This window comes from Streptomyces sp. BE20 (genome assembly GCF_036322525.1).
Classification (GTDB): domain Bacteria; phylum Actinomycetota; class Actinomycetes; order Streptomycetales; family Streptomycetaceae; genus Kitasatospora.
Map to the genome: position 1 here is coordinate 307,727 of NZ_JAQYWW010001223.1, position 16,968 is coordinate 324,694.

At 73.5% G+C, this 16,968-nt stretch carries 20 protein-coding genes; 9 read left to right on the forward strand and 11 right to left on the reverse strand.

What is annotated here, in order from left to right; all coding sequences use genetic code 11:
- Positions 1-11: 11 nt before the first annotated feature.
- Both PUR61_RS43715 and PUR61_RS43720 read right to left on the reverse strand, forming a co-directional pair.
- Positions 12-1,697, reverse strand: a complete 1,686-nt coding sequence (locus tag PUR61_RS43715; RefSeq protein WP_329885517.1) for an RICIN domain-containing protein — start codon at positions 1,695-1,697, stop codon at positions 12-14.
- A 354-nt stretch (positions 1,698-2,051) separates the two neighbouring features.
- A complete protein-coding gene (locus PUR61_RS43720; protein WP_329885518.1) occupies positions 2,052-2,291 on the reverse strand; it encodes a chaplin in 240 nt (79 codons plus the stop codon).
- 242 nt (positions 2,292-2,533) lie between these two features.
- On the opposite strand from PUR61_RS43720, the gene PUR61_RS43725 reads away from it, so the two are divergent.
- The 4 genes from PUR61_RS43725 to PUR61_RS43740 all read left to right on the forward strand — a co-directional run bounded on the left by PUR61_RS43725 (position 2,534) and on the right by PUR61_RS43740 (position 4,204).
- Complete coding sequence (locus tag PUR61_RS43725) at positions 2,534-2,776, forward strand: chaplin (RefSeq protein ID WP_329885519.1); 243 nt, start codon at positions 2,534-2,536, stop codon at positions 2,774-2,776.
- Positions 2,777-3,093: 317 nt separating this feature from the next.
- The gene (locus PUR61_RS43730; protein WP_329885520.1) at positions 3,094-3,336 is read left to right on the forward strand and encodes a chaplin; all 243 of its coding nucleotides are present in this window, start codon (positions 3,094-3,096) and stop codon (positions 3,334-3,336) included.
- Positions 3,337-3,443: 107 nt separating this feature from the next.
- The gene (locus PUR61_RS43735; RefSeq protein ID WP_329885521.1) at positions 3,444-3,716 is read left to right on the forward strand and encodes a chaplin; all 273 of its coding nucleotides are present in this window, start codon (positions 3,444-3,446) and stop codon (positions 3,714-3,716) included.
- Positions 3,717-3,835: 119 nt separating this feature from the next.
- Positions 3,836-4,204 (forward strand): hypothetical protein, encoded by a 369-nt coding sequence (locus PUR61_RS43740; protein WP_329885522.1) that lies wholly within the window; start codon positions 3,836-3,838, stop codon positions 4,202-4,204.
- Between the two features lie 131 nt (positions 4,205-4,335).
- On the opposite strand, the gene PUR61_RS43745 is transcribed toward PUR61_RS43740, so the two are convergent.
- A complete protein-coding gene (locus PUR61_RS43745) occupies positions 4,336-4,995 on the reverse strand; it encodes a hypothetical protein (protein ID WP_329885523.1) in 660 nt (219 codons plus the stop codon).
- A 300-nt stretch (positions 4,996-5,295) separates the two neighbouring features.
- On the opposite strand from PUR61_RS43745, the gene PUR61_RS43750 reads away from it, so the two are divergent.
- The 3 genes from PUR61_RS43750 (at position 5,296) to PUR61_RS43760 (ending at position 6,589) form a co-directional block, all read left to right on the forward strand.
- Entirely contained in the window at positions 5,296-5,640 is a 345-nt protein-coding gene (locus PUR61_RS43750) for a rodlet layer protein (RefSeq protein ID WP_329885524.1), read from the forward strand.
- A gap of 80 nt (positions 5,641-5,720) precedes the next feature.
- Complete coding sequence (locus PUR61_RS43755) at positions 5,721-6,065, forward strand: rodlet layer protein (protein WP_327678146.1); 345 nt, start codon at positions 5,721-5,723, stop codon at positions 6,063-6,065.
- Positions 6,066-6,319: 254 nt separating this feature from the next.
- The gene (locus tag PUR61_RS43760; protein ID WP_329885525.1) at positions 6,320-6,589 is read left to right on the forward strand and encodes a hypothetical protein; all 270 of its coding nucleotides are present in this window, start codon (positions 6,320-6,322) and stop codon (positions 6,587-6,589) included.
- A gap of 53 nt (positions 6,590-6,642) precedes the next feature.
- On the opposite strand, the gene hemB is transcribed toward PUR61_RS43760, so the two are convergent.
- From hemB to PUR61_RS43800, 8 genes are all read right to left on the reverse strand, one after another.
- Positions 6,643-7,623, reverse strand: a complete 981-nt coding sequence (gene hemB, locus PUR61_RS43765) for a porphobilinogen synthase (RefSeq protein ID WP_329885526.1) — start codon at positions 7,621-7,623, stop codon at positions 6,643-6,645.
- Positions 7,624-7,687: 64 nt separating this feature from the next.
- Positions 7,688-9,358, reverse strand: a complete 1,671-nt coding sequence (locus tag PUR61_RS43770) for a bifunctional uroporphyrinogen-III C-methyltransferase/uroporphyrinogen-III synthase (protein WP_329885527.1) — start codon at positions 9,356-9,358, stop codon at positions 7,688-7,690.
- Positions 9,355-10,380 carry a hydroxymethylbilane synthase gene (gene hemC / locus PUR61_RS43775; RefSeq protein WP_329885528.1) on the reverse strand — a complete coding sequence of 342 codons (1,026 nt, stop codon included), beginning with the start codon at positions 10,378-10,380 and terminating at the stop codon, positions 9,355-9,357. The genes PUR61_RS43770 and hemC overlap by 4 nt, the downstream gene beginning before the upstream one ends.
- Before the next feature lie 41 nt (positions 10,381-10,421).
- A complete protein-coding gene (locus PUR61_RS43780) occupies positions 10,422-11,759 on the reverse strand; it encodes a glutamyl-tRNA reductase (protein WP_329885529.1) in 1,338 nt (445 codons plus the stop codon).
- The gene (locus PUR61_RS43785) at positions 11,756-11,887 is read right to left on the reverse strand and encodes a hypothetical protein (protein WP_329885531.1); all 132 of its coding nucleotides are present in this window, start codon (positions 11,885-11,887) and stop codon (positions 11,756-11,758) included. Before PUR61_RS43785 ends, PUR61_RS43780 begins: the two co-directional genes overlap by 4 nt.
- Positions 11,884-12,780, reverse strand: coding sequence for a redox-sensing transcriptional repressor Rex (locus PUR61_RS43790; protein ID WP_329885532.1), 897 nt, complete (start codon positions 12,778-12,780; stop codon positions 11,884-11,886). Before PUR61_RS43790 ends, PUR61_RS43785 begins: the two co-directional genes overlap by 4 nt.
- A 101-nt stretch (positions 12,781-12,881) precedes the next feature.
- Positions 12,882-13,580 (reverse strand): 3'-5' exonuclease, encoded by a 699-nt coding sequence (locus PUR61_RS43795; protein WP_329885533.1) that lies wholly within the window; start codon positions 13,578-13,580, stop codon positions 12,882-12,884.
- A gap of 247 nt (positions 13,581-13,827) precedes the next feature.
- Positions 13,828-14,106, reverse strand: a complete 279-nt coding sequence (locus PUR61_RS43800) for a glutaredoxin family protein (protein WP_329885534.1) — start codon at positions 14,104-14,106, stop codon at positions 13,828-13,830.
- A gap of 206 nt (positions 14,107-14,312) precedes the next feature.
- Between PUR61_RS43800 and PUR61_RS43805 the strand changes: the two genes are divergently transcribed.
- A complete protein-coding gene (locus PUR61_RS43805) occupies positions 14,313-15,380 on the forward strand; it encodes an HAD family hydrolase (protein ID WP_329885535.1) in 1,068 nt (355 codons plus the stop codon).
- 608 nt (positions 15,381-15,988) lie between these two features.
- A complete protein-coding gene (locus tag PUR61_RS43810; protein ID WP_443035349.1) occupies positions 15,989-16,780 on the forward strand; it encodes an ECF subfamily RNA polymerase sigma factor, BldN family in 792 nt (263 codons plus the stop codon).
- Positions 16,781-16,968 lie beyond the last annotated feature (188 nt).

Sequence of the window (16,968 nt, forward strand, 5' to 3'; positions counted from 1 at the left end):
GTCGGGGCGGGTCAGTCCCGGAGGTGGACGATGCCGAGCTTGGTGAGCTGCCAGAGCTGGGCGGGGGCACCGGTGTCGGCCGCGAGCTGGACGAGCGGGTTGCCCCCGGCGTCGAGCCGGCCGGTGGCGGTGACGACCGTGCCCTGGTCCTGCGAGTCGGCCAGCTTCCAGAGGCCGTCGCCGGCCGGTTTCACGAACCAGCGCTGGTTGCCGCCGCCGTGGCACCGCCACTGCTGGATGCGGGTGCCGGGTGCGGTCGAGCCGGCGTCGGCGTCCAGGCACATGGCGCGGTTGCCGCTGAAGGAGAGTTCGTAGCTGCCGCCGGCCCCGGCCTCCAGGACGAAGGACTGGTTGAGCCCGCCGGTGGCCGGATAGGTGATGGCGGCCCGGCCGTTGGTGGCGTCCCCGTACGTGCCGCCGCCGCCGAGGTCCAGCGCCCGGCCGTCGGCGGCGTTGGTCAACCGGTACCAGGCGCCGTCCTCGGGCACGTCGGCGATCGGTCGACCGGGGGTGAGCGGCTGGATGGAGGTGGTGTTCCGCTGGTCGAGCGTGCAGTACGCCTGGGTGAGGTCGGTGCGGGCGTAGAACTGGCCGAGGCAGACCCCCTCGCCGCGGTAGCCGGCCACCCGCAGGTGGTACGACTGGCGGACCATGTTCATGCACAGCCCGGGGATGCCGATCTGCTGGTCACAGCCGTTGCGGACCCACTCGGAGAGGTTGATGACGTCCCCGTTGGTGTACTCGTACGGGGAGCTGGTCCACTTCGCGCAGACCTCGTGGCCGAAGGCGACCCGGCGCTGGTCGAGGTAGCGGACGCCGGGCACCTGTTCGGCCGCCCCGCGCAGCGCGTCGCTGAAGAGCGGCACCACCCAGTTGTGGCCCCAGGCGAGGTCCTCGGGGAAGGCCGGGCAGCCGTCGGCGACCTTGCCGAGGTAGTCGTTGCGCCGGATGTCCGGGGTGATCGGATTGAAGTACGACTGGTAGACCAGCTGGTAGGAGCCGTCGGCGTAGCCGGCCCTCCGCATGGTCTGCCGGATGTTCTGCAGCGCGGCGACCACCTTGGGCCGGACCTGCTGGGCCCGGCGGGCGATCTCGGCGCTGCCGATGGTGTCGCGGCACCCCTGGTCCTTGGGGATCGGGAAGTACTGCGCGAGGCAGTGCATCATGATCCCGCTGAAGTCGAAGTCGTCGTTGGCGCCGATGGTGACGACGACGAGCTTCACGTCGTACGCGGCGGCCACGCCGGCGAGCTGGACGTCCTGCTTGGCCTCGCCGAAGTCCCCGCTGCCGGGGCCGGTGATCTTCGCCAGTTCGGGGTCGCTGACCAGGTCGCCGGTCTGGGCGCCGGAGCAGGCGAGGTCGATCGGGGTGACGCCGGGGATGTCGGTGACGAAGATCTCCGACTTGGGGTGCCGGTGGCAGTAGTTGGTGGGGCTGTCCGTCTCGGGGAAGTAGCCGTCGGCGGTGTCGGTGCCGGCGCCCTCCCCGGAGATGGCACTGTCGCCCAGGGCGACGATCGCGGGCGGGCGGGCGGTGGCGGCCCCGGAGCCCGCCGGGGCGGCGCCCGCGAGGGCGGCGGGGGTGGCGACCGTGCCGAGGGCGGCGACGAGGGCGCCCGCCGCCAGCAGCGCGCCGTAGGGGGAGCGGCGCGCGACCGTCCGGTTCCGCCGCGCACCTGCCCGTCGTGACCTGATCACACGCGACTCCTTGCGGGTGGGGACCGCCCGGCCGGGGGGTGCCGGACGGTTCGGAGCGTGGGGGGCTTCGGAGCTTCGGAGCGCAGAAAGGTGAGCAGGTCTCATATTCTAGGTACTGACAAGTAACGCAACAAGGCCCCTGACAGCACCGGCAATTGACGACCGACCGGACCGGCCGGACCGACGGGGCGGACAGGGCAGACGGGGCAGACGGGGCAGACGGGGCAGACCGAACCGGCCGGGCTCACCGGTCGCCCCCGCCGGCCGCCCCCGGACATACCGAGAGCCGCCGCCCCGCGCCCCAGGAGGGAAGCACGGGAACGGCGGCTCGCAGCGGGCCGGACCGGTCGCAGATCAGCCGTGGTTGACGCAGGTGTTGCCGAACGCGGGGTTCAGCAGACCGATGATGTCGATGGTGTTGCCGCACAGGTTGACCGGAACGTGGACCGGGACCTGCAGCTGGTTGCCGGAGATGACACCGGGGGAACCCGCGGCAACACCCTCCGCACCGGAGCTGGCCATCGCGGTGCCGGCACCGGCCGCCACGATGCCGACTACAGCGGCGCCGACGGCGGCCGTCTTCTTGATGCTCATACGAGCCTCCTGACTGTTCGACAGAGATGCACGGGGAGTGCGACATCTCCAACGAGACCCGGTCGAGCCGGTTGCTGGGGCACCCCCACTGTCACCCATCCGGAGGAACGGAACGGCCCGCCAGGCATTCGGGTGATCAGCACATCCGACCGTTTCCCCCCGAGCGCTCCCTCGTTCTCCCTGGCGGAACACGCTCCGCCCCGCTCCTCACGACGCTCTCTACGACGAATCGAGTCCCGCACATGCGCAAGCTCGCCCACGGCGTCCTCGGCACCGCGGCCACCGCCGCCCTGCTGGCCGCCGGCGCCGGCGCCGCCCACGCCCACGGCGCGTCCGCCGAGGGCGTCGCGGCCGGCTCCCCCGGCGTGGCCTCGGGCAACCAGATCCAGATCCCGGTGCACGTCCCGGTCAACCTGTGCGGCAACTCGATCAACGTGGTCGGCCTGCTCAACCCGGCGTTCGGCAACACCTGCGTCAACGCCTGATCCGGGGCGGCACCGCCGCCCGGCCCGCCCCCAGACGGGCGGCACCTCGACTCCGGGAGATCCGACGCCGGTCCAAGCCCGTCCGGAATTCCTCCTGGTCGTGCGTCTGCACGAATTCTTCCCGGCCGTGCGGGAATCGTTCGCGACGCGCGGTGAAGCGGCGGCCGAATCATCGCCCGAGCCATGGGCGACACGCGCCATCTGGGCCGCCCGAGTGACAATCACGGCATTCCCAGAAGCCGACGGGCAAGGATTTCACCTCGCCCGGCTCCCGACTATTCCACAGACGGTCGGGCAGAAAACGGAGGAAGAACCACATGCGTAACCTCAAGAAGGCCGCCGCCCTGTCCCTCGCCGCCGCCGGTCTGGTGGTCGGTGCGGCCGGCGGCGCGTTCGCCAGCTCCGGCGCCCAGGGTGTCGCCGCCGGCTCCCCGGGTGTGCTCTCCGGCAACCAGATCCAGATCCCGGTGCACATCCCGGTCAACGTCTGCGGCAACTCCATCGGGATCGTCAGCATCCTGAACCCGGCGTTCGGCAACACCTGCGTCAACGCCGGCTGAACCGGCGGTCGCCGCACCGGTGACCGCCGTACTGCCGAATCCGTGCCGCACCCCGCCAGTGGCGGGGTGCGGCCCGCTACCGTGTGTGATCGAGGAGATCAACCCCCATGCAGAACGTGAAGAAGGCCGCCGTCCTCTCCGCCGCCGCCGCCGGCCTGGTGATGGGTGCGGCGGGCGCCGCCTCCGCCAGCTCCGGCGCGGAGGGCGTCGCCGCCGGCTCGCCCGGTGTCGTCTCCGGCAACCAGCTCCAGGTCCCGGTGCACATCCCGGTCAACCTGTGCGGCAACTCCGTGAACGTCATCGGCCTGCTCAACCCGGCGTTCGGCAACACCTGCATCAACGCCGAGGCGCCGCAGCACCACGTCGAGGACGACTGCTGATCCCGTCCGGCACGCGTTCCGGCCGCGCTGCCCTCCGGCCCACCGGCCGGGGGGCGGTTCGGCGTACCCGGGCGCGGTCCGGCCGCGCCGGGACCCACTCCCCCGAAGGGTGATTCCGCATGGTTTCGAAGAAGAGCGGGGCCGGCCTCGCCGCCGCCCTGGGTGCCGCGATGCTGCTCGGCGGCGCGGGAGCCGCACACGCGGCCCCGGCCGAGGGCGGTGCCTCGCTGACCAAGACCGACCTCGCCCAGGCACTCGGCGGCACGACCACCGGCCTCGGCTACGGCGTCGCACCGATCAAGGACCTGCGTCTGGACCCGTGGGCCAACTCCTCGGCCGACGTGCTGAACAACGGCGCGACCGTCAAGCCGGAGAACACCGGCCTGGCGCCGATCGGCACCGAGACGCTGACCGGCCCGCTCAGCGCCGGCGGCGGACCGCGCGACCTGCCGGTGGTCGGCCAGCTGCTCGGGGCACTGCCCGGCTGAGCCGGACGCCCGGCGGCCGTCCGCGATCCACGGCCGTACGCGGGAGAGCCCGGCACCCCCGTTCGGAGCGGGGTGCCGGGCTCTCCCGTGTACTGCGTCCGGCGTGCTGCGCGCTGCGGTGCGGGCGGCTGCTACAGCTGGGCGAGGCCGGCCAGGCCGGTCTCCTGCACCACGCCGGTGGCGGTCGCGGTGGTGGTGGTCGCCAGGTTGCCCACCGAGTCGGTCACCGAGATCCGCTCGTCCTCGTTGCCGAGGGTGGCCTTGGCCCCCGGAACGGCCTGGACGGCGCCGGTCACCAGCCGCGGGTCGATCTCGTCCACCTTGACCCGGCCGTCGGCGAGCTGTCCGGTGCCGTCCTGGACGACCGAGAGCGGCCTGCCGAGGCCCAGCCCGGGGGTGTCGGCGTGCAGCGGCGCGGCCGGGGCGTCCAGCAGCAGCTCGCCGAGGTCGGCGCCCTGGTCGACCAGGGGCAGCGGCAGCTCGGCCTTCGCGGTCGGGCCCACCTTGCCGGTGCCGAGGGCGGGGACGATCCGCTCCGGGATCAGCGCGCCGCCGGTGGTGTGGGCGGGCACGGGGGGCATCAGCAGCGAGGTCGGGATGCCGCCGGAGATCCGGCTGCCCAACGGCGCCACCGGCACGTCCACCGGGACCTGCTGGGTCGCCAGCTGGTCCTCCAGCGCCCCGACCTGCTCGGGGCTGACCGGGGCCGCGGCCGAGGCCGCCCCCTGGGAGGCGAGTACGCCCGCACCGACCGCCAGCAGCATCGCGCCGGCCCGCTTGGAGAACCTCATGCTTTTCACCGTTCCGCCTGTCCGTACTGGAGATCTCTGGGGAGGGCTGCGCGGGCGCAGCCCAAAGCAATCTGTCTCAACGAGCCACCGGGATCCCGGATTGCGGGCGTTAACCGGTTCGGGCTAATAATCCGACCGGAAAGGGGTTCGGGTCGCGCCTCCCGGACTCTTTTCAAAAATCCCCGTAACCTTCCGTGCCGTCATTCTTTGATCTGAACGTCAGTGACTGCAGACCGGGTCTGAGCGTTGTACGCGTTGTACGCACGGAAACTCAAGAGCATTTCAGAGAGGGATCTCCCCATGATCCAGAAGTCCTTCGCCGCCGCCGGGCTGGCTGCCGCCGCGATGGCCGCCGCCGCCGCGCCGGCCTCGGCCATCGGTGACTCGGACGGCTCCGCCGGGTCCTTCCAGGGCAACGGCGGCACCAACTTCACCGGCACCGTCGGCGACCACAGCCCGAACTTCCACTTCCTGGACAACGCGAACGTCTGCCTGCCGGAGATCCACAACATCGCCGTCGGCGTGCTCGGCGTGGCCGTCCCGGTCGAGGTCCCGATCGCCAACAGCGGTGGCAAGCAGTACTGCACCCAGGGTCAGGGCACCCAGACCAAGGGCGACTCGGGCGTCTCCCACCTCATCGGCTGACCGCTCGCCCCACCTGCGTCACCCCTCCAGAACCACCCTTCGAATCGCTCCCCGATTCATCCCCCGAGAGGAACACCGAAATGATCAAGAAGTCCCTCGCCGCCGCCGGCCTCGCCGCCGCCGCCATCGCGATGTCCGCCGGCTCGGCCTCGGCCATCGCCGACTCGGACGGCTCCGCCGTCTCGGTCCAGGGCAACGGTGGCACCAACCAGACCGGCACCCACGGCGACCACAGCCCGAACTTCCACACCCTCGACAACGCGAACATCTGCCTGCCGGAGGTCCACAACATCGCGGTCGCCGTCCTCGGCGTGGCCGTCCCGGTCGAGGTGCCGATCCTCAACAGCACCCCGAAGCAGATCTGCAACGTCGGCCAGAACACCCAGTCCTCGGGCGACGCGGGTGTCTCGCACCTGATCGGCTGATCCTGCGGCACGGTGCGGCGGAGGGCCCGGGGACGTCTGGTCCCCGGGCCCTCCCGGCGTACGGGACCGGACGTCCGGCCGGCCGCACTCCGCGTGCGGGCCGGCCGGGTGACAGGCCGTCGGCACGGCGCGTGGGGCGCCGGTGCGGACGGCAGCGTGTGTTCACGTGTCAGAGCTGCCGCCCGGACACGGACCGGAGCACACGTCAGAGGCAGAGCGTTCCGACCGGACGCTCCGGAAGAGAGGGCAGATCCATGAAGAGCAAGCTGGGCAAGGTCGCGCTGACCGCCTTCGGCGCGCTGGCGCTGGCCGGTGTCGCCACCCCGGCGTCCGCGCACGTCGGCCTGGTCGGCGGCGGCGAGTTCGTCGCGTCGGCCGACCCGGTGTTCGCGGCCGGCGAGTGGTGGGGTCTCGCCCACACCTCGAACGTCCACACCGGCGGGCACGGATGGGGAGCCGCCACCTCCACCGACGTCGTCGGCGGCGTGGAGGGCTTCGCCCACATCGGCGGCTGGGAGAAGTAGCCGAAAGGCCGGGCCCCTCACCACAGAGGGGCCCGGCCTTCGTGCGTCCGCCGCTACTTCAGCATCGCGGCGGCCTCGACCGCCCAGTAGGTGAGGATCTGCTCGGCGCCGGCCCGGCGCAGCGACGTCAGCGTCTCCAGGATCATCCGCTCCCGGTCGATCCAGCCGTTCGCCGCGGCCGCCTCGACCATCGCGTACTCGCCCGACACCTGGTACGCCGAGACGGGCACCGGCGAGGCGTCGGCGACCTGGCGCAGGATGTCCAGGTAGGCCATGCCCGGCTTGACCATCACCAGGTCGGCGCCCTCGGCGACGTCCAGCTCCAGCTCGCGCAGGGCCTCCCGCGCGTTCGCCGGATCCTGCTGGTAGGACTTGCGGTCACCCTTCAGCGAGGAGCCGACCGCCTCCCGGAACGGACCGTAGAACGCCGAGGCGTACTTGGCGGTGTAGGCGAGGATGCCCACGTCCTGGTGGCCGGCCTCGTCCAGGGCCCGCCGGACCACCGCGATCTGGCCGTCCATCATCCCGGACGGACCGACCAGGTGGACGCCGGCGTCGGCCTGCACCCGGGCCATCTCGGCGTAGCGCTCCAGCGTCGCGTCGTTGTCCACCGAGCCGTCGGCGGCCAGCACGCCGCAGTGGCCGTGGTCGGTGTACTCGTCCAGGCAGAGGTCGGACATGACCACCAGGGCGTCGCCGACCTCGGCGACCACGTCCCGGATCGCCTGCTGGAGGATGCCGTCGGGGTTGGTGCCCTCGCTGCCGACGGCGTCCTGCACCTCCGGGACGCCGAACAGCATGAGGCCGCCCAGGCCCGCCTCGGCCGCCTCGACCGCGGCCCTGCGCAGGGTGTCGCGGGTGTGCTGGACCACCCCGGGCATCGACGAGACCGGCACCGGCTCGCGCACGCCCTCGCGGACGAACACCGGCAGGATCAGCTCCGCCGGGTGCAGCCGGGTCTCGGCGACCAGGCGGCGCATCGCCGGGGTCGACCTCAGGCGGCGCGGGCGGACGTACGGGAATTCAGCGGACACTGCTTCTCTCTCCGAACGGTGGTGCGAGTGCCGGGGGCGGCGGGTGGACCGCCCCCGGCCGTTGTCAGCGTGCGGCCTTGCGGCGCGAGCCGGGACGACGCTCGCTGGGCCGGTAGACCGGCTCGCCGGCGGCCGTCGCGGTGTCGCGGCGCTTGGCCCCGAAGTCCGCCAGGGCCTGGGCCAGCGCGGCCGCCGACGGCGCCGGGGCCATCACGTCGACCCGCAGGCCGTGCTCCTCGGCGGTCTTCGCGGTGGCCGGGCCGATGCAGGCGATGACCGTCACGTTGTGCGGCTTGCCCGCGATCCCGACCAGGTTCCGCACGGTCGAGGACGAGGTGAACAGCACCGCGTCGAAGCCGCCGCCCTTGATCGCCTCACGAGTCTCGGCCGGCGGCGGCGAGGCGCGCACCGTCCGGTACGCCGTCACGTCGTCGACCTCCCAGCCCAGCTCGACCAGGCCGGCCACCAGGGTCTCGGTGGCGATGTCGGCGCGCGGCAGCAGCACCCGGTCGATCGGGTCGAACACCGGGTCGTACGGCGGCCAGTCCTCCAGCAGGCCGGCGGCGGACTGCTCGCCGGACGGCACGAGGTCCGGCTTCACGCCGAAGTCGACCAGCGCCTGCGCGGTGGTCTCGCCGACCGCCGCGACCTTGATCCCGGCGAACGCCCGGGCGTCCAGGCCGTACTCCTCGAACTTCTCCCGCACGGCGCGCACCGCGTTCACCGAGGTGAAGGCGATCCACTCGTACCGGCCGGTGACCAGGCCCTTGATGGCCCGCTCCATCTGCTGCGGGGTGCGCGGCGGCTCGACCGCGATGGTCGGCACCTCCTGCGGCACCGCGCCGTACGAGCGGAGCTGCTCGGAGAGGCCGTGCGCCTGCTCCTTGGTCCGCGGCACCAGGACGTTCCAGCCGAACAGCGGCTTGGTCTCGAACCAGGAGTGCGAGGAGCGGTGCGCGACCTGCTCCCCGACCACGGCTATGACCGGGGTGGCCGGGTCCACCGGCGCCGACACCGGCGAGGGCAGCACCCGGGCCGCCTTCAGGTCGGCCGCGATGGTGGCCAGGGTGGCGGTGAAGGTGCGCTGGCGGGTGGTGGTGCCGGAGAGCGTCGCGCTCAGGGCCGACTCCGGCTTGCGGCCGTTGGAGACCAGCGCGTTGGCGGTGGCGGGCAGCTGGCCCAGGGTGGTCCGCACCACCAGGGTGGTCTCCTGCGCGCCCAGGTCCACCGGCGAGCCGGCCAACAGGGCCGCGCCCTCCACGAACCGGACGTCGGTGCCGGCCGCGCCGCGCAGCGGCACACCGGCGTAGGCCGGCACGCCGACCGACTGGGCGACCCCGGGGATCACCTCGAAGGCGATCCCGGCGCCGGCGCAGCCGAGCATCTCCTCGGCGGCACAGCCGTCCAGGCCCGGGTCACCGTCGACGGTCCGCACCACGTGCTTGCCGGACCGCACGGCCTCGCGGACCAGCTCGGCCAGGTCGAACTCCGGCCCCTCCGCACCCGGGGCGTGCACCTGCACGCCGGACGGGCAGTGGCTGCGCACCGCGGCGGCGGTCAGCGGGTCGGCGACCAGGATGTCGGCCGAAGCCAGCACCTCGACCGCGCGCAGGGTCAGCAGGCCCGGGTCGCCGGGGCCCGCACCCAGGAAGGTGCATCGACCGGTGGCGGGGACCACGCCTCCGAACGGGCTGTCGGCCGGGAACGGGCTGTCGGTGGCGGCGGTGGGGCTCATCGGGCTCGCTCCCCCATCAGGGCGGCCGCGCCCGCGTCGAGCAGCCGGGCGGCCAGCGCGCGGCCGAGGGCCGCCGCCCGCTGCTCGGCGGTCTCGTCGAGGACGATCGGACCGTCGGCGGACATCTTCAGCAGGGTGGCGCCGTCGGTGGTTCCGACCACGCCCTCCAGCCGCAGTTCGTTCTCGTGGCCCCGGACCGCCAGGCCGGCGACCGGTGCGGAGCAGCCGGCCTCCAGGGCGGACAGCAGGGCGCGCTCGGCGGCCACCGCGACCCGGGTGGGGGTGTGGTCCAGAGCCGACAGCGCGGCAGCCAGCGACCCCCCGTCCGGAAGTACGGCGGTGGGGGTGCACTCGACGGCGAGCGCACCCTGGCCGGGCGCCGGGATCATCAGCTCGCGGTCCAGGTGCTCGGTGATCTCGGCGGCGCGGCCGAGCCGGTTCAGGCCGGCGGTGGCCAGCACCACGGCGTCCAGCTCGCCGGAGGCGACGAAGCCGATCCGGGTGTCCACGTTGCCGCGGATCGCCACCGTCTCCAGTTGTGCGCCCCGGGCCCGGGCCCAGGCGTTCAGCTGCGCCATCCGGCGCGGCGAACCGGTGCCGATCCGGGCCGTGCGGCCGGAGCCTGCCAGCTTCTCCACCAGCTCGCCCAGGGTCAGACCCTCGCGCGCCACCAGGGCGTCGCGGAAGTCCTCGCGCTCGGGGACGGCGGCCAGCACCAGACCCTCGGGGGCGGCGGTGGGCAGGTCCTTGAGCGAGTGCACGGCGAAGTCGATCCGGCCCTCCAGCAGCGCGTCGCGCAACGCGGAGACGAAGACGCCGGTGCCGCCGATCTGGGCCAGCGCCTCGCGCGAGATGTCGCCGTAGGTGGTGATCTCCACCAGCTCGACGGGGCGCCCGGTGAGCCGGGTCACCTCGCGGGCGACCATGCCCGACTGGGCCATGGCGAGCGCGCTGCGCCGGGTGCCGAGCCGCAGGGGTGCGGTGGCGTCCGGGGACTGGCCGGTGAGCGGTTGACCATTCATGAGGTGATCGTCCCGGTGGTACTCGTGGGATGGCTGACGGTTCATCTGGCGCCCCCGCCCGCAGGCTGCTGGGTGCCGATCGGTGTGCCGGAGACCGCGTGCACGGCGGCCGGGTCGAGGTCGAACAGCTCGCGCAGCGCGTCCGCGTAGGAGGCACCGCCCGGCTCGGCGGCGAGCTGCTTCACCCGTACGGTCGGGGCGTGCAGCAGCTTGTCGACAACCCGCCGGACGGTCTGGGTGATCTCGGCGCGGGAGCGGTCGTCCAGCGCGGGCAGCCGGGAGTCCAGGCGGCCCAGCTCGGCGGCGACGACCTCGGAGGCCATCGCGCGCAGCGCCACCACGGTCGGGGCGATCCGGGCGGCCCGCTGGGCGGCGCCGAAGGCGGTGACCTCCTCGGCGACGATGCCGGAGACCGCGTCGACGTCGCCGGCGCCGGGGGTCGCCGCGTGGGCGTGCGAGAGGCTCTCCAGGTCGACGAGGAGCGCACCGGGCAGCTCGTGCACGGCGTGGTCGACGTCGCGCGGCATGGCCAGGTCGAGGAAGGCGAGCGGGGTGTCGGCGTGGCGGGACGCCACTGCGGCGGCGACGTCCTCGGACCTGATGACCACGCCGGCCGCGCCGGTACAGGAGATCACCAGGTCGACGTCGGCCAGCGCCTCGGGCACCTTGGCCAGTTCGAGGGTGCGGGCCACGTCCGCACCGAGGATCCCGACCAGCCGCTCGGCCCGCTCGGGCGTCCGATTGGCGATCAGCAGGTCGGTGACGCCGGAGCGGACCAGCGTGGCGGCGGCCAGCGAGCTCATCGAGCCCGCGCCGACCACCAGCGCCCGCTTGCCGGCGATCTCGCCGGCGCCGGCCGCGACCTGCTCCAGACCGAAGGTCACCAGTGACTGGCCGGCCTTGTCGATGCCGGTCTCGCTGTGCGCCCGCTTGCCGACCCGCAGCGCCTGCTGGAACAGCTCGTTCAGGCCGCGACCCGCGGTGTGCTCGTCCTGCGCCCTGGCCAGCGAGTCGCGCAGCTGGCCGAGGATCTGGCCCTCGCCGACCACCATCGAGTCCAGGCCGCAGGCCACCGAGAAGAGGTGGTGGACGGCGCGGTCCTCGTAGTGGACGTAGAGGTGGGAGGTGAGCTCCTCCAGGTCGACCCCGCTGTGGTGGGCGAGCAGCAGCGACAGCTCGGCGACGCCGGCGTGGAACTTGTCCACGTCCGCGTACAGCTCGATCCGGTTGCAGGTGTTCAGCAGCGCGGCCTCGGCGACGGTCGCGGACGCGGCCGCGTCGTGCAGCAGCCGGGTCGGGACCTCACCGGTCAGGGCGGCGCGCTCCAGCACGCCGACCGGGGCGGTGCGGTGGCTCAGCCCTACGACGAGAAGACTCACGCCCGACCCCCGGTACCGCGGATCCCGATGCCCGAGCGGCGTCCGCCGCGCTCGGCGGGCGCGTCGGACGGCACCCGGCCGACGACGATCCGCCCGTAGTGCCCCTGCTGCCCGTGCTGCCCGCTCATGCCGGCATCACCGCGGAGAGGTCGCCCTCGCCGGGCTTGCCGGGCTGGGACTTCGCCGCCGGGTCGCCGTCCTTGGCGGGCTCGGTGGCCGGGCGGGCCTTGGTGCTGCCGCCGGCGGCACGGCGCAGCTTGGCGGCGGCCGCCCGGACCGGGCCGGGGGCGCGGTCGAGCACGGACTCGGCACGGTCCGGCTCGTCGCCGGCCTTGCGCTGCTCGTGGAAGGCGAGGATCTGCAGCTCGATGGAGAGGTCCACCTTGCGCACGTCGACGCCGTCCGGGACGGTCAGCACGGTCGGGGCGAAGTTCAGGATGCTGGTGACACCGGCCTCGACCAACCGGTCGCAGACCTGCTGGGCGGCACCGGGCGGGGTGGTGATGACGCCGATCGAGACGTGCTGGCTCTCCACGATGGACTCCAGCTCGTCCATGTGGCGCACCGGGAGGCCGGCCGCACTGCTGCCGACCACGGCCGGGTCGGCGTCCAGCAGGGCCGCGACCCGGAAGCCGCGGGAGGCGAAGCCGCCGTAGTTGGCGAGCGCGTGGCCGAGGTTGCCGATGCCGACGATGACGACCGGCCAGTCCTGGGTCAGGCCCAGCTCGCGGGAGATCTGGTAGACGAGGTACTCGACGTCGTAGCCGACGCCGCGGGTGCCGTACGAGCCCAGGTAGGAGAAGTCCTTGCGCAGCTTGGCGGAGTTCACCCCGGCGGCCGCGGCCAGCTCCTCGGAGGAGACCGTCGGCACCGAGCGCTCGGAGAGCGCGGTGAGCGCGCGCAGATAGAGGGGCAGGCGCGCGACTGTCGCCTCCGGGATTCCCCGGGCACGCGAGGGTCGGCGCGCGGCGCCCTGCTCGGGCGTCTGCGAACTGCTCTGTGGTGATCGGCCGATTGCCACGGTGCTCCTGTGGGTGAAGCTGGGCTTTGGCAGCCAGGCTATGCGTTTGTGAACGTGTGCACAAAGATGGTGTCCGATTTGTCCCCACACAGTGATGCGCATCACGCCGTGGCACCTATAGCACCGGGCGCTTTCCGGGCCGCCGCCGGGGGCGGTGCAGCGGGTGGCCGAGGGCCGTACAACGGCTCGCGCGGGAGCTCACGGCGGACCAGCGGGACCGGCTCCCCCTCCGGCCGGGACCGGGCGCCGCCCAACCTCGGCCACGGAACCCGGGCCGCCGCCCGCAGCGGCTCCACCCAGTCGCCGGGCGGACAGGACGGCGCACCCAGGCAGTGCCGGAGCAGCCCGGCGGTGGCCCGGGCGTCGCCCAGCGCGGTGTGGGCCGCGAACCCGCCCAGACCGGCCGCCTCCACACAGGCCGCCAGGCCGAACCCGCGGGCCTCCGGCAGGTGGGTCCGGGCCAGCCGCATCGTGCAGAGCAGCGGCACGGAGGGCAGCGGGACCCCGATCCGGGCGAACTCACGATCGAGGAAGGCGTGGTCGCAGGTGACGTGATGGCCGACCAGCACCCGACCGGCCAACAGCTCCAGCAGCCTGGGCGCGATCTCGCGGAACCGCGGGGCGCCCTCGACGTCCTCCTGCGCTATCCGGTGCACATGGGTCGGGCCCACCGGCCCGAGCGGGTCCAGCAGCGTGCAGAACTCGCCCTCCGGGCGGAGCCGCTCGTCCAGCAGCACCACGGCGACCTCGACCACCCGGTGCCGCCAGGGGCTGCGGCCGGTCGCCTCCACGTCCACCACGGCGAAACCCCCGGGCCCGGCCGACGGGGCGGCGGGCGGCCCTGGGGGCGCCACGGGGGGCGGACCGGGAAGCATGGCGGCACTCCTCGCGTGCTCAGCCCCCCATGGGCGCAGACGAGTTCGATCGTAAGCCGAGCACCGGGGGGCGCCCCAAGCCGCGTGCGGGGATTCTTCACAACGATTCGGCGAACCGCCCCCGCCGACCGGCGGGGGCGCGGGAGCCGCCCGCCGGGCCCCCGGGGGGGCGTCAGCCGCCGAGCGCGGCGCGCAGACGCTTCTCCTCCACCCGCCAGAAGTCGTGCTGGCGGCCGTCGATCAGGGTCACCGGGATCTGCTCCCAGTAGCGGCGGTAGAGCTCCTCGTCCTGCGTGATGTCCTTCTCCTCGAAGGTCGCGCCCAGCTCGCCCGCCACCCGGACGATCACCTCCCGGGCGTCGTCGCACAGGTGGCAACCGGGCTTGGCCACCAGGGTCACGGTCCGCTCGGCCGGCTTCGGGTTCTTGTCACGTCGCAGCAGTGGGCTCACCCCGCCATTGTGCGCCGCCCCTACAGGCCGCCGGACGGCGGCCGGGGCGACCGGGGACGGTCGGGCGCGGTTCCGCGAGCGGTCCGGGGGCGACGGGGCCGCGGCCGACGCACGGAACGGCCGGTCGGGCGGACGGCGCGGCTGTTCACCGGCCCGGCACGCCGCCGTCACGGCCGCCCCGCGACCCGCTGGCTATGCTCGGTGACATGGCCGTGCTCCGAAGGCTCCTCCAGACAAGGCGACCCACCACCGCGCGGATCGCCCTGGCGGGCGAGGCCGCGGCCGAGGCCGCGGAGGCCGCCCTGCGCACCGCGCCGCAGCCGCCCGCCGACGTGGAGCCGGCTCCCGGGACCGTCGCCGGGCCGAGCGGGGAGAGCGGGCCCGCCGGGGAAGGCACCGAGGAGAGCGCCGAGGAGAGCGCCGAGGAGGGCACCGGGCAGCACGCGCGGCGCGGCAAGGCACCCAAGGCACCCACCGAGAACCACACCCCCGAGCCGGACGACCCGCGCGCCGCCGCCTTCTTCGACTGCGACAACACCATCCTGCGCGGCGCCGCCATCTTCTACCTCGGCGTCGGCCTCTACCGCCGCGGCTTCCTCACCCGCCGCGACATCGCCCGCTTCGCCTGGCAGCAGGCGTGGTTCCGGCTGCACGGCGCCGAGGACCCGGACCACATGGCCGACGCCCAGCACACGGCGCTCGGCCTGGTCGCCGGCAAGCGGACCGCCGATCTGGAGGCCCTCTGCGAGGAGGTCTTCGACGAGGTCATCGCCGACAAGGTCTGGCCCGGCACCCGCGCCCTGGTCCAGATGCACCTGGACGCCGGCCAGCGGGTCTGGCTGGCCACCGCCGCGCCGGTGGAGGTGGCCAGGATCATCGCCGCCCGGCTCGGCATGACCGGCGCGCTCGGCACCGTCGCCGAGGCCCGCGACGGCGCGTACACGGGCCGGCTGGTCGGCGAGATGCTGCACGGCCCGGCCAAGGCGGCGGCCGTCCGCTCGCTGGCCCGCCGGGAGCGGCTCGACCTGGACCGCTGCGCCGCGTACAGCGACTCGGCCAACGACATCCCCATGCTCTCGCTGGTCGGGCACCCGTACGTGGTGAACCCGGACGGCGCGCTGCGGCGGCACGCCCGCTCGCAGGGCTGGCGCGTCCGGGACTTCCGGACCGGCCGGAAGGCGGCCCGGGTGGGCCTGCCGGCGGCGGCGGCGCTCGGGGTGACGGCGGGCGCGGTGGCGGCGGCGGTGGCCCTGCACCGCCGCCACCGGGCCTGACCCCGGCCCGGACCCGCCCGGGCCCGCACCCGGACCCGATCCTTCCGCCAGGCCGCCCGACGGAGTGAGCCCGGTCAATTCGCGCGCTGACCAGGCCGCTCTTACGGGCTAACTCCGGCGCGCCGGACGTCGGTTCAGGGGCATCGACCGAACCCGACACCCGGTGACCGATTCTGATCGCTCGTCAGTCCGGGAAAGTCAGGGGTTATCCGCGCCCAGGACAGGGAAACCGCCCCCCGCGCCGCCAAATTGGTCACCCGGCGCACCCCTTCGGTCACGTTGGGCCGGATGATCGATGACACGTTCGGTCAGTGTCAGCCTTATAAGTGGTCAATGCGGATCCCAAACGACCACTTCGACCACACGGTGTAGCTGTCATTGCACAAAGCGTTATTCTCTCCTGGATGCGCGTCACCCACCCGCCCCGGCATGACCGGGTGGTGCGGCCGTGCTCTCCGCGCAGGCGGAGGTGATCCGTCCACAGTTCTGCCTCTGGGAGTCCCGTGTACCCACCCGTCCGGAACGACGCGCCTGCACCCTCCCGCCCGTCGTCCGCGCCCCTGCGCTCCCGCACCAGCCTCCGCGGCCGCCCGGTCCCGCCCCGGCAGATCTCCACCGGCCTCGAACTGCTGCGCACCCTGCTCCGCAGCCAGCTCGTGACCTCGCCCCAACTGGTTCCCGCCGGAGCCGCGTTCGGCCCCGGCCAGCCGCACACCGGGGCCCCCTTGCTGCGCACCACCGCAGCCGGCTCGGCCGGCTCCGCCGGCACCGGTGCGCGCGGACGGACCGGAGCCGCCGGCACGGGCGGCCGGAGCCGGACCCGAACCACCACCGGCCCCGGCTACGAGACCGAGCACAATCCGATCATGGAGCTGGTCGAGCGGGCCCAGGCCGGCGAGAGCGAGGCCTTCGGCCGCCTCTACGACCACTACTCGGACACGGTCTACCGCTACATCTACTACCGGGTCGGCAGCCGGGCCACCGCCGAGGACCTCACCAGCGAGACGTTCCTGCGCGCGCTGCGCCGGATCGGCACGTTCACCTGGCAGGGCCGGGACTTCGGCGCCTGGCTGGTGACCATCGCCCGCAACCTGGTCGCCGACCACTTCAAGTCCAGCCGGTTCCGGCTGGAGGTCACCACCGGCGAGATGCTCGACTCCAACGAGTGCGAGCGCAGCCCGGAGGACTCGGTCCTGGAGTCGCTGTCCAACGCGGCCCTGCTGGAGGCGGTCCGGCGGCTCAACCCGCAGCAGCAGGAGTGCGTCACACTGCGCTTCCTGCAGGGGCTCTCGGTCGCCGAGACGGCGCGGATCATGGGCAAGAACGAGGGCGCCATCAAGACCCTCCAGTACCGCGCCGTCCGCACCCTGGCCCGTCTGCTCCCGCCCGACGCACGGTGAACGGGACGCAGGCCGGGGGCGGCCCCGGCGCGGCGGGGGAGATAACCGGCGGGCCGTCATCCCTGATGGCGGTCCGACACGTCCGGGTGAACGGTCGGTCCGATGATCAGCCGTGCGTAACCGACCGCCCGCACCACTCGTTGGCCAGCGTGCAAGCCTCCACCAGGCGTACGGTCAAGTCGAATTGC

Excerpts from the sequence above, each read along its gene's own strand:
- PUR61_RS43745 (WP_329885523.1), bottom strand. The coding sequence starts at position 4,995 with ATGAGGTTCTCCAAGCGGGCCGGCGCGATGCTGCTGGCGGTCGGTGCG.
- PUR61_RS43760 (WP_329885525.1), top strand. The coding sequence starts at position 6,320 with ATGAAGAGCAAGCTGGGCAAGGTCGCGCTGACCGCCTTCGGCGCGCTG.
- PUR61_RS43750 (WP_329885524.1), top strand. The coding sequence starts at position 5,296 with ATGATCCAGAAGTCCTTCGCCGCCGCCGGGCTGGCTGCCGCCGCGATG.
- PUR61_RS43755 (WP_327678146.1), top strand. The coding sequence starts at position 5,721 with ATGATCAAGAAGTCCCTCGCCGCCGCCGGCCTCGCCGCCGCCGCCATC.
- PUR61_RS43725 (WP_329885519.1), top strand. The coding sequence starts at position 2,534 with ATGCGCAAGCTCGCCCACGGCGTCCTCGGCACCGCGGCCACCGCCGCC.
- PUR61_RS43735 (WP_329885521.1), top strand. The coding sequence starts at position 3,444 with ATGCAGAACGTGAAGAAGGCCGCCGTCCTCTCCGCCGCCGCCGCCGGC.
- PUR61_RS43805 (WP_329885535.1), top strand. The coding sequence starts at position 14,313 with ATGGCCGTGCTCCGAAGGCTCCTCCAGACAAGGCGACCCACCACCGCG.
- PUR61_RS43770 (WP_329885527.1), bottom strand. The coding sequence starts at position 9,358 with ATGAGCCCCACCGCCGCCACCGACAGCCCGTTCCCGGCCGACAGCCCG.
- hemC (WP_329885528.1), bottom strand. The coding sequence starts at position 10,380 with ATGAATGGTCAACCGCTCACCGGCCAGTCCCCGGACGCCACCGCACCC.
- PUR61_RS43740 (WP_329885522.1), top strand. The coding sequence starts at position 3,836 with ATGGTTTCGAAGAAGAGCGGGGCCGGCCTCGCCGCCGCCCTGGGTGCC.
- PUR61_RS43730 (WP_329885520.1), top strand. The coding sequence starts at position 3,094 with ATGCGTAACCTCAAGAAGGCCGCCGCCCTGTCCCTCGCCGCCGCCGGT.
- PUR61_RS43720 (WP_329885518.1), bottom strand. The coding sequence starts at position 2,291 with ATGAGCATCAAGAAGACGGCCGCCGTCGGCGCCGCTGTAGTCGGCATC.
- PUR61_RS43785 (WP_329885531.1), bottom strand. The coding sequence starts at position 11,887 with ATGAGCGGGCAGCACGGGCAGCAGGGGCACTACGGGCGGATCGTCGTC.